The organism is Flavihumibacter sp. CACIAM 22H1 (assembly GCF_001601815.1).
GTDB lineage: Bacteria > Bacteroidota > Bacteroidia > Chitinophagales > Chitinophagaceae > Flavihumibacter.
Window position 1 is genome coordinate 28,567 of sequence record NZ_LUKG01000009.1, and the last position, 17,592, is coordinate 46,158.

Here is a 17,592-nt window from a genome sequence, read left to right on the forward strand (position 1 = left end):
TCATAAATTTTCTAATCCAAGCATCGTTTTATGTTTCATTTTTTAAGGTTTTTACTGGTACTGTGTACAATTGCTGCTTTACCTGTACAGTCTATTGCAAAAGAAGTGTATATCGATAAACTGGACCTTCGCCTTCTTTTGCAGGACTGGGGCGCGCCGGTTATTAATAAATCGGTTATTGGCAGTCCTTTGTCTGTCGGCGGGGTTCGTTATTCCCGGGGTATTGGTACACACTCGGTAAGTCGGTTTATGTTAAAGCTGGGAGGTAAAGCCAGTTTTATTAGCGGCTTTGTAGGAGCCGACGATCGCAATGATTATACCATGGATATGGCCTTTAAAATCCTGGCCGATGGTGAAGTGATCTGGACCAGTAATATTATGCGTAAAGGCATGCCTGCCCAACCATTCAACGTTGATCTTAAAGGAAAACAACAAATAGTATTAATGGTAACGGAGGCCGGAGATGGTATTATGTACGATCATGCCGATTGGCTGGAAGTGAAAATTGAAACATCCGGAGAAGTAATTCCACTGAGTGCTTATCCCGAATCTATTGCTAAAGAAAAATACATTCTTACCCCTAAGCCAGCGGATAAACCCCGCATCAATTCTCCCAGCGTTTTTGGGGTACGGCCTTCCAATCCTTTTCTTTACCAGGTGGTAGCTACTGGAAAAAGGCCCATGAAGTTTACCGCCTACCAGTTGCCAAAAGGCTTGTCAATTGATGAAACTACCGGGTTAATTACCGGAAAAATTGAACAGGCAGGCAGGTACTATATGGTAGTGCGCGCCGATAATGAAGCAGGCGGTGATTTTAGGCGTGTTACGGTGGAAGTAGGCGATAAAATTGCACTTACCCCGCCAATGGGCTGGAACAGCTGGAACTGCTGGGGCATTAACGTAGACGAACAAAAAGTTAAAGATGCCGCTGATTTTATGAGCCGTGAACTGGTTAACCATGGATGGTCTTATATCAATATTGATGATGGCTGGGAAGCTAAAACAAGAACGAAAGAAGGCGAATTGCCGGGTAATGAGAAATTTCCTGACTTTAAACGACTAGCGGATTATATACACGCAAAGGGCTTGAAATTTGGGATCTATTCCTCACCCGGTCCCCGAACCTGCGGAGGATACCTGGGTAGTTATGGCCATGAAGCCATTGATGCCAAAACCTGGGCAAATTGGGGAGTAGATTACCTGAAATATGATTATTGCCTGTATACCGACGTTGCCCCTGTGCCTACCGAAACCATTATTAAAGCACCCTATGTACTGATGGGAGAGGAGTTGAAAAAACAAGAACGGGATATCGTTTATTGTGTTGGATACGGTGCACCGAATGTATGGTACTGGGGGCAGGAAGCCAATGGTAACCAGTGGCGTACTACCCGCGATATTACCGATGATTGGAACGTTGTGGTGGCAATAGGCGCTTTTCAGGACCTGATGGCGCCAGTAACCAAACCAGGTCAGTACAATGACCCCGATATGCTGGTGGTTGGTAAACTAGGCGGTGGATGGGGAGCTAAAATGCACGATTCCAAACTTACGGCCGACGAGCAATACAGCCACCTGAGTCTTTGGAGTTTACTCTCTTCTCCACTGCTGATCGGTTGTGATATGAATGCAATGGATGCATTTACCCTAAACCTGCTTACCAACGACGAAGTAATTGCAGTAAACCAGGATCCATTGGTTAAGCCGGCAAAAAAAATACTTACTAAAAACGGCCAGGTTTGGTCGAAAGAACTGGAAGATGGCTCAATTGCAGTGGGTTTTTTTAATATGGATCCATATTATATTCTTTGGGATAAATCTCGCGAAACTGCCATCCAGCAGGAGCAGTATGAAATTTCAGTAGATTGGACACAACTTGGTATAAAAGGTGAATACCAGGTAAGAGATCTTTGGACACAAAAGGATATTGGAAAGGCTACTCAAAAATACACTGCCAAAGTTCCTTACCACGGGGTGAAGTTCCTGAAATTAACACCGGTTAAAAAATAATCCAACATCTTATTATTTATTACTACAACCGACATCAATGAATAGAAGAAATTTTCTGAAATATTCCGCTTTGGGAACAGCTGCCCTGTCGGCCACCGTTCCTGCGCTGGCAGTAACCGGTACAGGTGCCGCCAATGGAATATCCGATATAAAACCTATTGCCGGATCCTGGTTTGAATTTCAGCATTTATTACCTGCGGAAGGAGAATACTGGGATAAAGATCTTGCTCAATTTACCGAACAGCAATGGAAGGATAAGGTAAAAGAAATTAGTGAACTTGGCTTTGAATACCTGGTTATCCAGGAGGTGGCGCTCGACGGAAAATCGATTTATCCTTCCAAGCTGGTTCCACAATATAAGTTGGGCTGTGCCGATCCCCTGGAAGCGGTATTGGCTGCAGGAGATGAGGTAGGTATGAAGTTTTTTTTAAGCAACGATTTTTGGGACGATTGCCAGAAAGGAGAATTCCTGATGACGGATCCTGGTATTAAAAAGTTGCGGAATAAAGCCATGGAAGAAATTGTAAAAAAATACGGCCACCATTCCAGTTTTTATGGATGGTATTTTCCGAACGAATCTTACCTGATGCCTTATTTTGATGAAAAATTCATCAGGTATGTAAACGAGTGTTCTCATGTAGCGCGCTCCCTGCAACCGGCTTCTTTTAACCTGATAGCACCTTATAATATTAAAGCGGAAAAATCAGATAGTCATTTTGTAAAGCAATTGGAGCGTATGAATATTGACGTTATTGCTTACCAGGATGGGGTTGGAGTAAACCATGCTAAACTGGGAGAGCCTGCCAAACATTTTGAAAACCTTTGCCGCGCTCATCAACAGGCGGCCCGTTCCAGGATCTGGGCCGATATGGAAGTATTTTATTTTGAAAAAGGAACCAAGGATAATCTGCTGCCAGCTGATTTTGAAACAAGAATCCTGCAGCAAATGAAAGACCTTTCGCCGTTTGTAGATAAGATTTTGATTTATCAATACCTGGGCTGCTTCAATAAGCCTGGTTCCACGGCATATGCAGGGCATCGTAACCAGGAATCAGTTCGATTGTATAATCAATACAAATCCTGGTTAGAGAAAAGAAAATAATTGTTTCAAAAAATTGTACACATGACCCGATTCATTTATACCGTATTGCTGGCAGCCGGCTTCTCAATGTGTTCGCCCAAAAAAGATGGAAGCGCTGAGCAAAATCCCGGGCAGGAAATAACAAAAGCTGTTTTATTAAACAAGATAAAAGGCGGTTGGGCCGGTCAAACGATTGGCGTTACCCTTGGCTGGCCTTCTGAATTCCGCTATCTCGGTACATTTATTCAAGACTATGAAACAATAAAATGGCACGATGATTATGTGAATGAAGCAATGACCACTTTTCCTGGTTTGTATGATGATGTGTATGTAGACCTGACCTTTGTGGAGGTATTTGAAAAGTTGGGCATCAATGCTGCTGTAGACTCTTTTGGGCACGCATTTATGGGCAAAAAATATGAGTTATGGCATGCCAACCAGGCCGGCCGGTATAATTTGCAGCAGGGGATCCCGGCCGACAGCTCCGGCCATTGGTTGCACAATCCCCATGCCGATGATATCGATTTTCAAATAGAAGCAGATTTTGCTGGTCTGATGAGTCCGGGTATGCCGGGTGCTGCCACTGCTATCGCTAACAAACTTGGCCGTATCATGAATTCTGGCGATGGCTTGTATGGTGGTATTTATGTGGCCAATATGTATGCATTGGCATTCACCGATTCCGATATACCCCGTATCGTGAAAAATGCATTAAAAGTCATTCCCGAACAAAGTAAGTTTTATCAGTGCATAGCGGATGTTATCAAATGGCACCAACAATACCCCGATGATTGGAAACAGACCTGGTTTGAAGTGCAGAAAAAATGGGCGGAAGAAACGGGCTGCCCCAATGGCGTATTTCATCCACTTAATATCGATGCCAAGTTAAATGCTGCCTACGTGGTAATCGGGTTACTCTATGGAAAGGGTGACTTTACTCAAACACTGGAAATTGCTACCCGCCTGGGGCAGGATTCTGATTGCAATCCTGCCACGGCTGCCGGTGTGCTGGGTGTAATTAAAGGGTATGACAATATTCCTGCTTATTGGCTGAAGCCGTTACAGCGTGCGGAACAACGAAATTTTTCCTTTACAGATCTTTCACTCGAAAAAGTGTATGCGATCGGTTATAAACATGCCCTGGAAAATATTGCAGCAAATCAGGGTGATACTGCCCAGGATATTATCCGTTTTCCTGCTCCCGCGCTAACTACCGTAGAGTTTGAGGAGAATTTTGCCGGTCATCACCCGAAACAGTTTATTCCATTGGGAAAAATTTTTGCGGATGAACTGGTATTCGAAATGGAAGGTATCGGGTTTGTTATACGCGGCCATGCAGCAAAAAAAGCAGCCGATGCTCCTCCGCATGTACTACAGGCAACCCTGCTGATAGACGGTAAAGAAGTTGAAACCGCCAACTTTCCGGTTGATCCCATTTACAGCCGCACTGAATTATTCTGGCAATACCGAATGTTGCCGGGTAAACACGAGGTGCGTATCAGGGTAAATAATCCTCATCCTGCCTATGAATTCAGAACGGTAGATTGCCTGGTATACGACACTAAAAAGAATATTGGTCAGAGAAAATAAATAGAAGCCGGTTACGGGCCCTGATATTATGAGAGCATATTTACTGTGTTTGCTGGTGCTGGTTAGCAGCCCGCGGTTAATGGCACAATTGCCGTTGAAATTGCCGGCATTGTTGTCTGATCATGCTGTATTGCAACAAAACGCATCCGTAAGGCTTTGGGGAAAAGGCCCGGGTTCTTTTGAGTTGAAAATTGTTGGCTCCTGGCAGCCCGAAGACACGCTGCGCGTAATGATCGGCCCGGAATGCAGTTGGCTGACAACCATCCAGACACCTGCTAACAAAGGACCGCATACCATTACTTTTATCTGTGGTAAAGAAACCCAAACCATTCATGATATCGTAATGGGGGATGTTTGGCTTTGCGCCGGTCAGTCAAACATGGAATACAGCAGCCCTCACTCTATTGAACCCAATGAGGAACTGCGTTTTTTTACCGTCGATAAAAACTACGATAACCTGCCTTTTGCTGAATGCAGCGGTAAATGGGTGAAATGTGATTCAGCAACGGCTGCAGCCTTCAGTACGGTAGGACTTTATTTCGGCAGGCAACTGAACCGGGTAAACAAATCGCCAGTGGGTTTAATCGGCGCTTATTGGGGAGGAACCAATATACAGACGTGGATGCCTGGAGAGCTCTTTAAGGAAAGCGGGTTGGCCAAAACCATTGAGTATATTGAACCCTATGGTTGGGCGCCTAAAGGAGTGGCAAGCCTGTACAATGGTATGATCTATCCATTGAAGAACTACCAGCTAAAAGGTTGTATCTGGTACCAGGGAGAAGCCAATGTTGATTGGGACTGGGACCGCTATGCCGATCTTTTATCAGCAATGGTGCAATCCTGGAGAAATGAATTTGGAACAGCCTTTCCCTTTTTTGCGGTTGAAATTGCCCCCTGGAACGGTTATAAACCGGTACGTGGCGCAGCATTGAGAGAACAGGTTCAACTGGCGGCCCAACGCATACCAGATTTTGGTTCAATTGGAATTGCCGACCTGGTACCTGATACCGATGATATTCATCCATCCAGGAAATCCGAAGTGGGTATACGGCTGGCAGAACTGGTATTGAAAAAAATATACAAGGTAGAAGCATTACAGGTAGATCCTCCGCAAATCACAGCGGTTAGTTTTCAGGGTAACTACGCTTATGCCACCTGTACTGCCAGGGGAGTGTTGAGAAGTAACGCTGAACGTATAGGCGGTTTTCAGCTTGCCGGAACAGACGGCGTATTTTATCCTGCCAAAGCCAACCTTCTTAAAGGCAACAGGATTGAAATTTTTGCGCCGGGTCTATTGCGTCCTACTGCTTTGCGGTATTGCTTTGAGAATGCGTCCGTTCCCGATTTATCGGATAATACCCGCTTACCAGTAAAACAGTTCAGAACCGATAATTATCCGATTAATTAATCATGAAAAAAATTTTAATAGGCGTTGCCTGGCTGGTGCTGCACTTGAGTTGCACACAAAGGGAAGTGCTTACGGCTACTGCAAGTGCTGTCAAGAAACCCAAATCAGATGGTACGTTTATCCAGAGCTACCTGGTAAGAAACTGGACAGATGAGCGCTGGCAGCAGGAGTTTGCCGCATTAAAGCAAGCCGGTATGCATTACCTGGTGCTGGGCTCCACGCTAAATACCGATAAGGAAGGTAAAATGTATTCCATCTTTCCCAGCAAGTTGCCGGGGGTAGTAAACCGCTATGGGAATGACCTCGTGGAAAATTGTTTGCGGAATGCTAAACTTGCCGGCATTAAAGTGTTTATTGGACTGAATTTTGACGAAAAATGGTGGACTACTCCTATTAGCTCACCTTGGATAACGGAACAGATGGAGTTGGGGAACCGGCTTGCCAAAGAACTGGTTGATCGGTATAAAAGCAGGTATGGTGGTACCATGTATGGATGGTATTGGGTATGGGAAGTTGATAATATTAAAGCCACCACACCAGCAGCCCATGCACAGCTGGCTGCCGCATTAAATATCAACCTCCATTTTCTTAACGGGCTTACCCCTGATATGCCCTTTATGTTGTGCCCGTTTTTTAATTACCGGCTGGGCAGTTCGCAGGAAACGGCCAACATGTGGAAAAATGTATTCAGCGCAGCCAATTTTAAAGAAGGCGACATCTTCGCACCCCAGGATTGTATAGGTGCAGGCGGACTCGAAATGCAGGTGCTGGACGAATGGTTTGCTGCGCTTAAAACTGCGGTTGATACAAAACCCGGGTTGTTATTTTGGGTAGATACCGAAACCTTTGACCAGCGGTTCTGGACCAGCGCACCCCTCGATCGTTTTGTGAAACAGATGGAAATTGTAGCCCCCTATGTATCTAATTATATAACATTTGCCTACAGCCATTATTATAGTCCCGGGTATAATAATCCGCAATTTCATAAAGATTACCTGTATTATACCCGGCAGGGGAAACTGCCGGAAGAGGACGTGCAGGGTGGTATCGAACATACAGTAGTGAACCGCCAAAACGATCATTCTTTAGAATTCAGTTGGTCGGTAAAATCATCCACTGAAAAGAATGTGGCCGGTTATTATATTTTTCTCAACGATTCGCTTTATGCCGATTGTCAGTACAAGCCTGGGAAGCAACTAACCACCCGTATAAAAATTAACACCGGGCTAGTGCGTTCTGATAATGAAATTTATATAGCACCTTATTCTGCTTCGGGTAAAATGGGTGCCGGTATCCGCCAGCGATTTTGATAGGAATTAGTAATGGTTTAATTGAATGCTATGTATAAAAAAGTGCAGGTAGTTTTAGTTTTTTCAGGGTTATTGATGTTAGTCAATTCGGCTATGGCTCAAAGCCGGTTGATAACAGGTATTGTATCTCAGCAGTTCACTAAAATGGGCATTGCGGAAGTAGCGGTAACCGATGGATTTTCGGTGGTTAAGACCAATAAAAAAGGTGCGTATTCTTTTTATGCCCATCCGGATGCGGACTTTGTTTACCTTACTATTCCGGCAGGCTACCAGATTCCTGCCGATCGGTTTTTACCGCGGTTTTACCAGCGCCTTGAACCTGCGCGGAAAAAATATAATTTTGAATTATTAAAGGAAGCGGTGGATGATTCTCACCATATCCTGGTGGTTGGCGCCGATCCTCAACCAGCCAACGCAGAAGCAGCGGAAAAATGGTCCAGGTTTTCGAAAGACTATTTTAAACCAGTTTTAGCGGCGTATAAAAACCTGCCTAAAGTGGGCCTGCTCTGTGGCGATATTGTGGGCGATGATCTGACCTTGTTCGCTAATCATAAAAAATCGGTGGAGCAGATGGGGTTTCCTACATTCCAGGTGCTGGGAAACCACGATGAAGATTATGATGCCCGTACCGACGAGGGTTCACAGAAAACCTTTCGTGCTAATTTCGGTCCCGAGTACTATTCTTTCAATAAGGGCAGCATACACTATGTTGTATTGGATAATGTGTTTTACCAGGGTATGCATTCCCGTTATATGGGGTATGTTACGGAACGTCAGCTGAAATGGCTGGAGAATGACCTTAGTTTGGTTCCGGTAGGATCTACAGTAATTGTGGCGGTGCATATTTCCTTTGAATATGACCGGGAGAAACCCGCAGGCTCAGAAGGGGTAGCGCTGCCCGATGATAGCCCCGTTATAAATGCGGAGCATTTTTATAAAATACTGGAGCCCTATAAAGTGCATATAATGTCTGGGCATACGCATTGGAACCAGGCTTTTGAACGGAAAAATATCTTTCATCATATACACGGTGCCATTTGTGGAGCCTGGTGGGGGGGAGAAACCTCTTTCGATGGGGCTCCTCTGGGTTACGCTGTTTACGAGATTCGAAAAGATAGTATTTCCTGGTATTTTCAAAGTGCCGGCAAAGATAGAAATCACCAAATGCAGCTTAGTTATGAAGATTCTACCGGCGCAGTGATCGCAAATGTCTGGAACTGGGATGCCAAATGGAAAGTAGAACTGGTGGCAGATGGTAAAAACATGGGAGAAATGACCCGGTTTATAGGTTATTCGCCGGTAATGGCGGCCTATTATCAATCGCTTCCGCCCGGTCAACCCTGGATGAAACCTGTGCTGACTGCTCATTTATTCAGGACTAAGGTTAATAAAACGGTTAAGCAGGTAGTAGTTAAAGTAACGGACCGGTTCGGTACGGTATACGAAGAATTTTTGCAGCTTCGCTGATGCAAGGCCGCTAATAAGGTAGTTTTTGTAACATGGAATAGTTGAAACAAACATTATGAAGGAAAAGAATATCGGGTACGTGATTTTTTTAACCATCGTGGCAGCATTAGGTGGCTTCCTGTTTGGATACGATACGGCAGTAATATCCGGCACCATTGAACAGGTGACCCTGCAATACCAGCTTAGTTCTCTGCAGCAGGGTTGGTACGTGGGCTGTGCGTTGGTGGGTTCTATGGCAGGGGTATTGATGGCAGGTTACTGCGGAGAAAAATTCGGTCGGAAAATGTCGCTGTTTTTTTCGGGCAGTTTATTCCTGTTATCAGGTATTGGCTGTGCCATTGCGCATACGATTGATGCATTGGTGATATACCGGATCATAGGTGGTGTTGCAATCGGAATGGTTTCCATTATTTCGCCCATGTATATTTCGGAAATTGCGATAGCCAGTTACAGGGGCCGGTTGGTGGCTATGTACCAGCTGGCTATAACTGCCGGTTTTTTAGGAGCATACCTGGTCAATTACCAATTGCTGGAATATGCAGTTTCCGGCGTTGCCTTTGAGAATAATACCCTTCAAACGGTATTTGTAACGGAGGTATGGCGTGCGATGCTGGGCATGGAAGCACTGCCGGCATTGCTATTCCTGCTGATCCTCTTTTTTATTCCGGAAAGCCCGCGTTGGTTGCTCTTAAAAAATCAGCAGGCGAAAGCAGTAGGTATTCTTGCAAAAATTAATGCAAGCCAGTTGTTGGCAGAGGAAGAGGCGGCTGTTATTCAATCAAAAATGGCCGGACAAAAAAGCCATACCGGGTACAGGGTACTGCTTCAATCCAATTATTTCAAAGTAGTGGTAATTGGGGTAGCGATTGCCATTTTAGGACAGTTTATGGGGGTGAATGCGGTGCTTTATTATGGGCCTACTATATTTAAAAACAGCGGACTGTCGGAAGGTGATTCCCTGTTTTACCAGGTATTGGTTGGGTTGGTGAATATGCTTACGACGGTATTGGCTATTTTCATAATTGATCGGGTAGGGCGCAAGATGTTGGTCTACTGGGGTGTTTCGGGGATGATAGTTTGCCTGGCGCTGATTGGTTTATATTTCTGGCGCGGGCTTGCCTGGTCCTGGCCGAACGAGGTATTGTTGTTTTTATTTCTATCCTATGTTTTTTGTTGCGCGGTTTCTGTGTCGGCAGTAGTATTTGTGTTGTTATCGGAACTGTATCCCAATGCTATTCGGGCTATGGCAATGTCAATTGCAGGTTTTTCCCTTTGGGTAGGAACCTACCTGATTGGCCAGTTAACACCCTGGATGCTGGAGGAGTTAACACCGCATGGAACATTCTGGCTATTTGCCGCTATGTGCCTGCCCTATATGTATATTGTATGGAAGCATATTCCTGAAACTGCCGGCAAATCGCTCGAAGAAATTGAGGCTATGTGGTAAACGGTCTTAATACTTAAGAATGTCGCGGATGAAATTGTGGTATTCGTGAAAGGCAGGCAGGTTATTATGTCCGCCTCCACTTATTTTTATCAGGGTTATTTTGGAAGGGTTTATGCGCTGGAGTTTTTCACTGTGCCGCACGGGGATCAGCCAGTCGTTGGTACCGTGAATAATATAGGTATGGCAATTCACATGCCGTATCCATTTGTCGGTGCGGAGGTGATAGCGCAATACCAGTGATACCGGCAAAATGGGCAGAAAACGTTCTACTACTTTTTTAAAACTGTAATAAGGAGCATCCAGGATGAGGTAACGGGGATTATTATCCGATGCCAGCTTTGCAGCAAAGCCGCTGCCAATGCTACGGCCATATACGATGATATGGTGTTCGGGGTATTGCCGGGTTAATGCTGAATAGACATACTGTACATCGGTCAGCAGTTGTTTTTCACTTCGTTTTCCGGTGCTTTTTCCAAAGCCGCGGTAATCGATCAGGACCACATCATAATTGTAGCGATAAAAATCGCGGGCATACTTGGCCCATCCTTTAATACTTCTGCTGTTGCCGTGAAGGTATAGTACAAGCCCATTTGGTTCTTCGCGGTAAAAATGCAGGCCATTGATACTTACCCCAGGTTCCGGGTGAAAAAACAGTTCCCTGAAAGGTGCATCGTATTTGAATTCAAAATCCTGCGCCAGTTTCTCTGGTTTAAAGATGAATTTCTCCTGCAGAAAATATCCGAGGAGGCTAAGCAGCAGTATCGCCAGAAAGATGTATAGAAATAACATTATCCAATTCTAAAAAAACGTCCCCCTTCTCCCTTCTCTTTTCCCCTTTTCACTCCTCCTCATGATACACCCGCTTCAACCGTATACTCGTAACGGGTGCTACAATAAGCGGAAACTTTTCTACCACTACATTGGAGGGGTCGAGGCCAAAACCTCTTTCTTCGGAAAGGGAAATTTCCTTGAGCCAGAAATAGATTTTCATAATAATGCGCTCCAGGAAAGGGAGTTCATTATCCTGGCTCAGGTATTTTTCCATTACAATAAACTGGAAATCGCCTACCACATTATTTCTTTCCAGGCTTTCGTAGCGGCTGTAAATGTTTACTTCCTTGTTATTTACAAGTTCTTCCACCACTTTACGGAACAATAAGTTGATTTTAGGCTCCATCCGGAAGCCCAGGCGAAATTCTACCCGGATAATATCATTCGGGATAATATGATCTACCACATATTCACAGGTATAGGGGTCGTCGAGTGTGTCCACATGCACAAACCAGTAAATGTCGGCCCTTTTGGGTTTTTTATTAAGGATGGAGTAAATGATTTTATGTTCAATTTCCTTGGGGTTATTGGCACTGGTCATATATACCAGGTGGGTAGCATGTTTGGGTACTGTTTTGTCGTTGCTGAGTTCCTGGATCATGGGTACATAATGTTCCAGGCGTACAAATTCCACGTACCGGTTTTTAATTTTACGGCTCCGGTAGGAAACATACATGATAATGAACATGCCCAGCCCGATGATAAGGGTTATATAACCTCCATGGGTGAATTTCTCCAGCAGGGCGGCCAGGAAGGTTATTTCAATTACCAGGAAACTGATCAGGAAAATATAGATAAGCACGGAGGGGACCCGTTTTGCAACCATATAATTGGAGAATAAAATGGTGGTTGTTATCAGGGTAACAATAATGGCAAGGCCGTAGGCCGCTTCCATGCGCGAGGATTCCTGGAAATAGAGTACAATGCCAACACAACCCACAAACATCATGGTATTGATACCGGGAATAAAGAGTTGTCCTTTCTCTTCCGAAGGATAGCGGATCTTCAGCCTAGGCCAAAGGTTGAGCCGCATGGCTTCGCTGATGAGGGTATAAGCGCCGGAAATCATGGCCTGGCTGGCAATAATAGCGGCCGTAGTGGCAATAATAACGCCCGGGATAATAAACCATTGCGGCATCAGGTCATAGAAGGCATTGATTCCCAATTCTGCTTTTACAGCCGGGGTTACCGTTATACCGGTGCGGTTGGCCAGCAAAAAAGCCCCCTGTCCAAAATAATTAAGAAGCAGGCAAAGTTTTACATAGATCCAGGAAAAACGGATATTGTCTCGTCCGCAATGCCCCAGGTCGCTGTACAAGGCTTCGGCCCCCGTGGTACAAAGAAAAACGGCACCGAGCAGCCAGATGGCTTTCGGGTAAGTGGCCAGGAAATTAACGGCATAATAAGGGTTAACCGCTTTTATAATGCTGATATCATCCGTAATATGCAGTACGCCCAGTATGCCCAGCATGGTAAACCAGGTGAGCATGATCGGACCAAACAGTTTACCGATGGAAGCGGTGCCAAACTGCTGCATAAAGAAAAAGGCCGAAATAATGGCCAGTACAATATAAACGATTGTGGAAGTGCCCAGTTCATGAAATACCGGTAATTCACGCAGCCCTTCAATAGAAGAGGTAATGGTCATAGGCGGCGTAATAATGCCGTCGGCCATCAGGGATGCTCCGCCGATCATGGCGGGTAGAACAAGCCATTTTTTGCGTCTTCTCACCAGGGCATAGAGGGCAAATGTACCCCCCTCCCCCCGGTTATCGGCCCTAAGCACCAGCCAAACATATTTTACCGTAGTAACCAGGGTAAGGGTCCAGATAATACAGGACAGGGAGCCCAGGATCAGGTCCTCGGTAATTTCCCGGCCAGAGATGATCGCATTAAATACGTAAAGTGGAGAGGTTCCGATATCACCGTAAATAATTCCTAAAGCGATTAACAGGCCTCCAAGGGAGACTTTGTCTAAATTTTTTCCCACAGTTGGACTATTGCGCCGGGATAAGCACCCCGACTGGTATTCAGAATCAACCGGGTTTTATCCCGGTCGTGTTGCAAAGGTATAGTTAAAATATTCATACCTTATGTTTATGTTGTGAACATAAACAACCGACTGATGTGTAAAATTGTCCTATAATTATATGCATTGGATATTACCTTTAACTAAAGCGTACGAAATGAAACTCAAGCTTGTTGTTGTCGGCTTTTTATTGTTTGCCTTTCTTGGAGTAAACGCCCAGGCCCCGCGGATAGTATATACCGAACCCGAAAAGGAGGATTCGCGCCGAACGGAATTCGAAATCCTGGGTAAGCTGGAAGGCGATGTGCTGGTTTATAAGAATAACCGGTCCGAGCACGCCATTTCTATTTATAACGAAGAAATGAAGCTGAAGGAAAAAGTGGTAATGGACTTTATGCCAGACCGGGTTTTTAACGTGGATTACATAACCTATCCGGATAAAGTCCTGTTTTTCTACCAGTACCAAAGAAAGCGGATTGTTTACTGTGATTACGTGGCAATCGGGGCAAGCGGTAAACCCCTGGCCAATCCGGTAACCCTCGATACCACTGAAATCGGTTATTCCTCCAGTAATAAGATCTATACCGTTGTAAATAGTGACGATAAACAGAAGCTCATGCTGTTTAAAGTGAACAGCAGTAACCCCCGTAAGTTTTTTATTACCTCTTTTTTATACGATGCCGACCTGAAATTACTGACACGGAATTTCAGCGAAGTGGCGATGGACGAAAAAGGCGATTATTTTTCCGATTTCCACCTCAGCAATGCCGGAGAGCTGGTAGTGGCAAAATTTACCAGGGCTGGTAATAATTCTGATTTTATTGCCGGTGTTTCCATGCTGATCAAACACCCCGATTCTCTTGGATTTAGTATCCGTAACGTGGAAATCGGTAAACAGATCCTGGACAACCTGCTGATGAAGATCGACAATAACAACAACAGGATACTGCTCGCTTCCTTTTTCTCGCGGCAGAAAAGGGGCAATATTGAAGGTTTATACCTGGTAAACTGGGATAAGGGTACCAATTCCAAGGTAATGGATTCTGCCCTGGTGTTTAATGACGAAATCAGGATCCAGGCCAAGGGTACGGACGCCAACAAGAAATCAGCCTTCAACGATTTTTTTATAAAGAACATTTTTACCCGTAAGGATGGTGGTTTTGTGATAGTAAGCGAGGCCCTGTACACGACCTCCCGCAATAATAACTTCAATCGCTGGGATTATATGGGCTGGGGCAATCCCTGGATGAGCCCCATGAATTACGGGTACTGGTCGCCGATATATTCACCATACGGAATGCCCTGGAATCGGTATGGCTGGAACAATGCCATGCAAAATCGCTATTTTGCAGAAAATGTACTGGTGATTTCCTTTGGGCAGCAGGGTAACCTGGAATGGAGCAATGTTATCACCAAAAACCAGTTCGACGACGAAAGCGATAACCTGATTTCTTACGGAAATATGAATACAGGTGGAGAAGTACACTTTCTTTTTAATACTTTCGAAAGACGGACGTTCGTGTTAACAGACCAGAGCCTTGACCCCGCTGGTAAAATAACACGGTACCCGACCCTTAAAAACCTGGATAAAGGATATGAATTCATGCCAAGATTTGGGAAGCAGGTAAGTGCCAGGCAGATCATCATCCCGTGTTTGTACAGGAATTACCTGTGCTTTGCCAGGGTTGACTTTTAATAAACCAAGCCATAGTGATAGGAGTTTTCCGGCAAAAGAATCCTGGGAATGCATTCGTTTTGCTGATTTATGCCCTGATACTGAAATTTCCCATATTCCTGCATTCCGCCGCGCCCCTGCGGCAGGAAGATGATAATTATCTCTATCGCTTATTGCTGAATACCCTCCGGCCTGTTTTCGGTGAACGAGGGTATTTTTATGCCCTGCTGGCTTTTTTACTGCTTTATTTACAGGCAAGTTTGCTGAACCGCATCGCCAATAACGTAAAACTGCTGCCCAAGCCCAACTACCTGTTCGGAATGTCTTTTTTGCTGGTAAGCTCCCTTTTGCCCGAATGGAACCAGTTTTCCAGTACCCTGCTCGTTAATTTCTGCCTGATCTGGATCTGGTATGGCATGGTAAAATGGTACAATAACAGCCGGGCCATGGGAGCCATCTTTAATACCTGTTTGCTGGTGGGGCTATTACCGCTCTTGTATACCCCGTCTATCGGGTTCGTGGTAATGGTGGTATTGGGCATTTTTATTACCCGACCGCTCCGGATCGGGGAATTTGTGGTTGCCCTCATCGGTTTTCTGGCGCCTTTTTATTTTTTAATGGTAGTCATGTATTTAACCGATAACTGGAAGCCGGAAGAATTGCTGCCTTCGATCCAGTTTCATTTGCCCCGGTTACCGGCCTCCCTGTGGACCACCGGGGGTATGCTCTTACTGGTGGTGCCTTTCCTGGTGGGCGGTTATTTTGTGCAGGATAACCTGAATAAAATGCTGATTCAGGTACGTAAAATATGGAGTTTATTACTGGTAATTATGTTGGTAGGGCTACTGGTAATACTGGTAAACCCGGGTGAAAATTACCAGCACTGGATGCTGAGCGTGATCCCCATTTCCTGTTTTCATGCAGCGGCGTATTATTATCCCGACCGCAAAATGTTCCCCCTCATCCTGCACTGGTTACTCTTTGCCTTTGTGGTGGCGGCGAATTATCTTAGTTTTGCGCTTTAAATTCACTTACATGAAGTTTGGTGTAGTTGTTTTCCCCGGTTCCAATTGCGATCGCGATATGCAGGATGCCCTGCAAAATGACCTAGGACAAGAAGTTATCATGCTTTGGCATAAGGAGCGCGATCTGTCGGCTTTTTCAACCGAGGATTGCATCGTATTGCCTGGTGGATTTTCTTACGGCGATTATCTTCGTTGCGGCGCCGTAGCACGTTTCAGCCCCATGATGCAGGAGGTAATTGAGTTTGCAAACCGCGGAGGTAAAGTGTTGGGGGTATGTAATGGATTTCAGATTCTTTGTGAGGCGCATCTTTTGCCGGGTGTGTTATTACGTAATGCGAATCAGCAGTTTATTTGTAAAAATGTTTACCTGAAAGGGCTGGGGGCGGAGCAGGCCCTGAAAATTCCGATAGCACATGGCGAAGGCCGGTATTTTGCAGATGAAGCAACCCTCGACCAGCTCGAAGCAAATGACCAGGTCATTTATCGGTACTGCAATGCTTCGGGCGCCATTACGGCAGCTGCCAATCCGAATGGAGCGCTCCGCAATATAGCCGGTATCCGGAATGCCGCAGGAAATGTATTTGGTATGATGCCCCACCCCGAGCGCGCTACCGCAGCGGCATTGGGCAATACCGATGGACGTTTGGTGATGGAGGCGCTTTTAAACGTCAGACAGGTGTTGGTATAACTGTCTGACACCTATAAGCGTTGGTTAACATAACTTTTGATTTTTTTCACCCAATTTTGTACCATGAAAAAAATGTTACTATCCCTGGTGGTGATGGCCCTGGCAGTAACCGGCTTCGCCCAAAGTGAAAAACAGGTACGCTGGACCTTCGATTCCAAAAAAATTGCTGAAAATACCTACGAAGTGCGCATTACCGCAGATATCGGTGGCAATTTTCATATGTACGCCCAGGATGGCGGAGATGGCCCCGTATCTACCAGCTTCGATTTTACCAAAAACCCCTTGATCAGCCTGGATGGCAAAGTAAAGGAAATAGGTAAAATGAAGAAAGTGTACGAAGAAGCCTTCAGCTCCGAAGTACGTTACTACGAGAAAAAAGTAGATTTCATTCAGATCGTAAAAGTGAAAGGCAAAGCAAAACCCACCCTCTCCGGAAAAGTAGAGTTTATGGTATGCAATGATAAAGAATGCCTTCCCCCATCTACCGTCAATTTTAAAGTTGCCTTAGGGGGCTGATATGCCAAAAAAATAGCCTGAACGAGTTCTCCGGAACTCGTTTCTTTTTTCACTCCCAAACCCTGGTCGGTTATGATGAATCGTATTTGCCTGCTACTACTAGCTGTATTTCTCCAACTTTCCCTTTTTTCTCAGGAAACCCCTTCGCCCGTTCAATGGACCTTTACCGCGGTTAGCTCGCCGGGTGCGGCCGAACTGGTGCTTAAGGCTACTATTGCACCGGGATGGAAATTATACTCCTTAAGCGCCACCGATGAGCAACCGAATACCCGGATCAATGCCGACTCTGCCTGGCGCCCCATAATGGGCCAGCCTATTGAAAAAGGAGAACTGAAAAACGAGCCCGAACCGCTTTTCGACAACGCCCGTATCCCTTATTACGAAAAGGAACTGGAAATCCGGATCCCACTGCAAAAAATAGAAGGCATACGGCTTCTGAAAGGCAGCATCCAGTTCATGGCCTTACAAGGAGAAACTGTTATCGGACCCGAAGAACTGCCTTTCCGCTTTGAAAT

13 protein-coding genes and 1 pseudogene are annotated in these 17,592 nt (G+C 45.3%); 12 read left to right on the forward strand and 2 right to left on the reverse strand.

Annotation, left to right across the window (positions count from 1 at the left end):
- Nucleotides 1-30: 30 nt before the first annotated feature.
- The 7 genes from A1D16_RS04615 to A1D16_RS04645 are packed head-to-tail and all read left to right on the forward strand — an operon-like array spanning nt 31 to nt 10,313.
- A complete protein-coding gene (locus tag A1D16_RS04615; protein ID WP_290708075.1) occupies nt 31-2,010 on the forward strand; it encodes an NPCBM/NEW2 domain-containing protein in 1,980 nt (659 codons plus the stop codon).
- Nucleotides 2,011-2,047: 37 nt separating this feature from the next.
- Nucleotides 2,048-3,112: a DUF4434 domain-containing protein gene (locus A1D16_RS04620; RefSeq protein WP_290708077.1), complete on the forward strand. Its 1,065-nt coding sequence runs from the start codon at nt 2,048-2,050 to the stop codon at nt 3,110-3,112.
- A gap of 21 nt (nt 3,113-3,133) precedes the next feature.
- Complete coding sequence (locus A1D16_RS04625) at nt 3,134-4,681, forward strand: ADP-ribosylglycohydrolase family protein (RefSeq protein WP_290708078.1); 1,548 nt, start codon at nt 3,134-3,136, stop codon at nt 4,679-4,681.
- 28 nt (nt 4,682-4,709) lie between these two features.
- Entirely contained in the window at nt 4,710-6,089 is a 1,380-nt protein-coding gene (locus A1D16_RS04630) for a sialate O-acetylesterase (protein ID WP_290708079.1), read from the forward strand.
- A 2-nt stretch (nt 6,090-6,091) separates the two neighbouring features.
- Nucleotides 6,092-7,399 carry a DUF4434 domain-containing protein gene (locus tag A1D16_RS04635; protein ID WP_290708080.1) on the forward strand — a complete coding sequence of 436 codons (1,308 nt, stop codon included), beginning with the start codon at nt 6,092-6,094 and terminating at the stop codon, nt 7,397-7,399.
- A gap of 30 nt (nt 7,400-7,429) precedes the next feature.
- Complete coding sequence (locus A1D16_RS04640; RefSeq protein ID WP_290708081.1) at nt 7,430-8,866, forward strand: calcineurin-like phosphoesterase family protein; 1,437 nt, start codon at nt 7,430-7,432, stop codon at nt 8,864-8,866.
- Nucleotides 8,867-8,921: 55 nt separating this feature from the next.
- Nucleotides 8,922-10,313, forward strand: a complete 1,392-nt coding sequence (locus A1D16_RS04645) for a sugar porter family MFS transporter (RefSeq protein WP_290708082.1) — start codon at nt 8,922-8,924, stop codon at nt 10,311-10,313.
- Between the two features lie 6 nt (nt 10,314-10,319).
- Here the strand turns inward: A1D16_RS04645 and A1D16_RS04650 are convergent, their stop codons facing one another.
- Nucleotides 10,320-11,102, reverse strand: coding sequence for an alpha/beta fold hydrolase (locus A1D16_RS04650; RefSeq protein ID WP_290708083.1), 783 nt, complete (start codon nt 11,100-11,102; stop codon nt 10,320-10,322).
- 49 nt (nt 11,103-11,151) lie between these two features.
- On the reverse strand, nt 11,152-13,134 hold the full coding sequence (locus A1D16_RS04655) for a KUP/HAK/KT family potassium transporter (protein WP_290708085.1): 1,983 nt from the start codon (nt 13,132-13,134) through the stop codon (nt 11,152-11,154).
- A 196-nt stretch (nt 13,135-13,330) separates the two neighbouring features.
- On the opposite strand from A1D16_RS04655, the gene A1D16_RS04660 reads away from it, so the two are divergent.
- The 5 genes and pseudogenes from A1D16_RS04660 to A1D16_RS04680 all read left to right on the forward strand — a co-directional run.
- Nucleotides 13,331-14,869, forward strand: coding sequence for a hypothetical protein (locus tag A1D16_RS04660; protein WP_290708086.1), 1,539 nt, complete (start codon nt 13,331-13,333; stop codon nt 14,867-14,869).
- A gap of 14 nt (nt 14,870-14,883) precedes the next feature.
- Nucleotides 14,884-15,873, forward strand: a complete 990-nt coding sequence (locus A1D16_RS04665) for a hypothetical protein (RefSeq protein WP_290708087.1) — start codon at nt 14,884-14,886, stop codon at nt 15,871-15,873.
- A 10-nt stretch (nt 15,874-15,883) separates the two neighbouring features.
- Complete coding sequence (purQ, locus tag A1D16_RS04670; RefSeq protein ID WP_290708088.1) at nt 15,884-16,561, forward strand: phosphoribosylformylglycinamidine synthase subunit PurQ; 678 nt, start codon at nt 15,884-15,886, stop codon at nt 16,559-16,561.
- A gap of 63 nt (nt 16,562-16,624) precedes the next feature.
- On the forward strand, nt 16,625-17,077 hold the full coding sequence (locus A1D16_RS04675) for a protein-disulfide reductase DsbD domain-containing protein (protein WP_290708089.1): 453 nt from the start codon (nt 16,625-16,627) through the stop codon (nt 17,075-17,077).
- 72 nt (nt 17,078-17,149) lie between these two features.
- Nucleotides 17,150-17,592: pseudogene (locus A1D16_RS04680) on the forward strand (hypothetical protein); the annotation flags it as partial.

What these genes read in the sequence shown, in the direction of transcription:
- purQ (WP_290708088.1), top strand. Translation starts at nt 15,884, where the DNA reads ATGAAGTTTGGTGTAGTTGTTTTCCCCGGTTCCAATTGCGATCGCGAT.
- A1D16_RS04630 (WP_290708079.1), top strand. Translation starts at nt 4,710, where the DNA reads ATGAGAGCATATTTACTGTGTTTGCTGGTGCTGGTTAGCAGCCCGCGG.
- A1D16_RS04675 (WP_290708089.1), top strand. Translation starts at nt 16,625, where the DNA reads ATGAAAAAAATGTTACTATCCCTGGTGGTGATGGCCCTGGCAGTAACC.
- A1D16_RS04625 (WP_290708078.1), top strand. Translation starts at nt 3,134, where the DNA reads ATGACCCGATTCATTTATACCGTATTGCTGGCAGCCGGCTTCTCAATG.
- A1D16_RS04650 (WP_290708083.1), bottom strand. Translation starts at nt 11,102, where the DNA reads ATGTTATTTCTATACATCTTTCTGGCGATACTGCTGCTTAGCCTCCTC.
- A1D16_RS04615 (WP_290708075.1), top strand. Translation starts at nt 31, where the DNA reads ATGTTTCATTTTTTAAGGTTTTTACTGGTACTGTGTACAATTGCTGCT.
- A1D16_RS04660 (WP_290708086.1), top strand. Translation starts at nt 13,331, where the DNA reads ATGAAACTCAAGCTTGTTGTTGTCGGCTTTTTATTGTTTGCCTTTCTT.
- A1D16_RS04635 (WP_290708080.1), top strand. Translation starts at nt 6,092, where the DNA reads ATGAAAAAAATTTTAATAGGCGTTGCCTGGCTGGTGCTGCACTTGAGT.
- A1D16_RS04620 (WP_290708077.1), top strand. Translation starts at nt 2,048, where the DNA reads ATGAATAGAAGAAATTTTCTGAAATATTCCGCTTTGGGAACAGCTGCC.
- A1D16_RS04640 (WP_290708081.1), top strand. Translation starts at nt 7,430, where the DNA reads ATGTATAAAAAAGTGCAGGTAGTTTTAGTTTTTTCAGGGTTATTGATG.
- A1D16_RS04645 (WP_290708082.1), top strand. Translation starts at nt 8,922, where the DNA reads ATGAAGGAAAAGAATATCGGGTACGTGATTTTTTTAACCATCGTGGCA.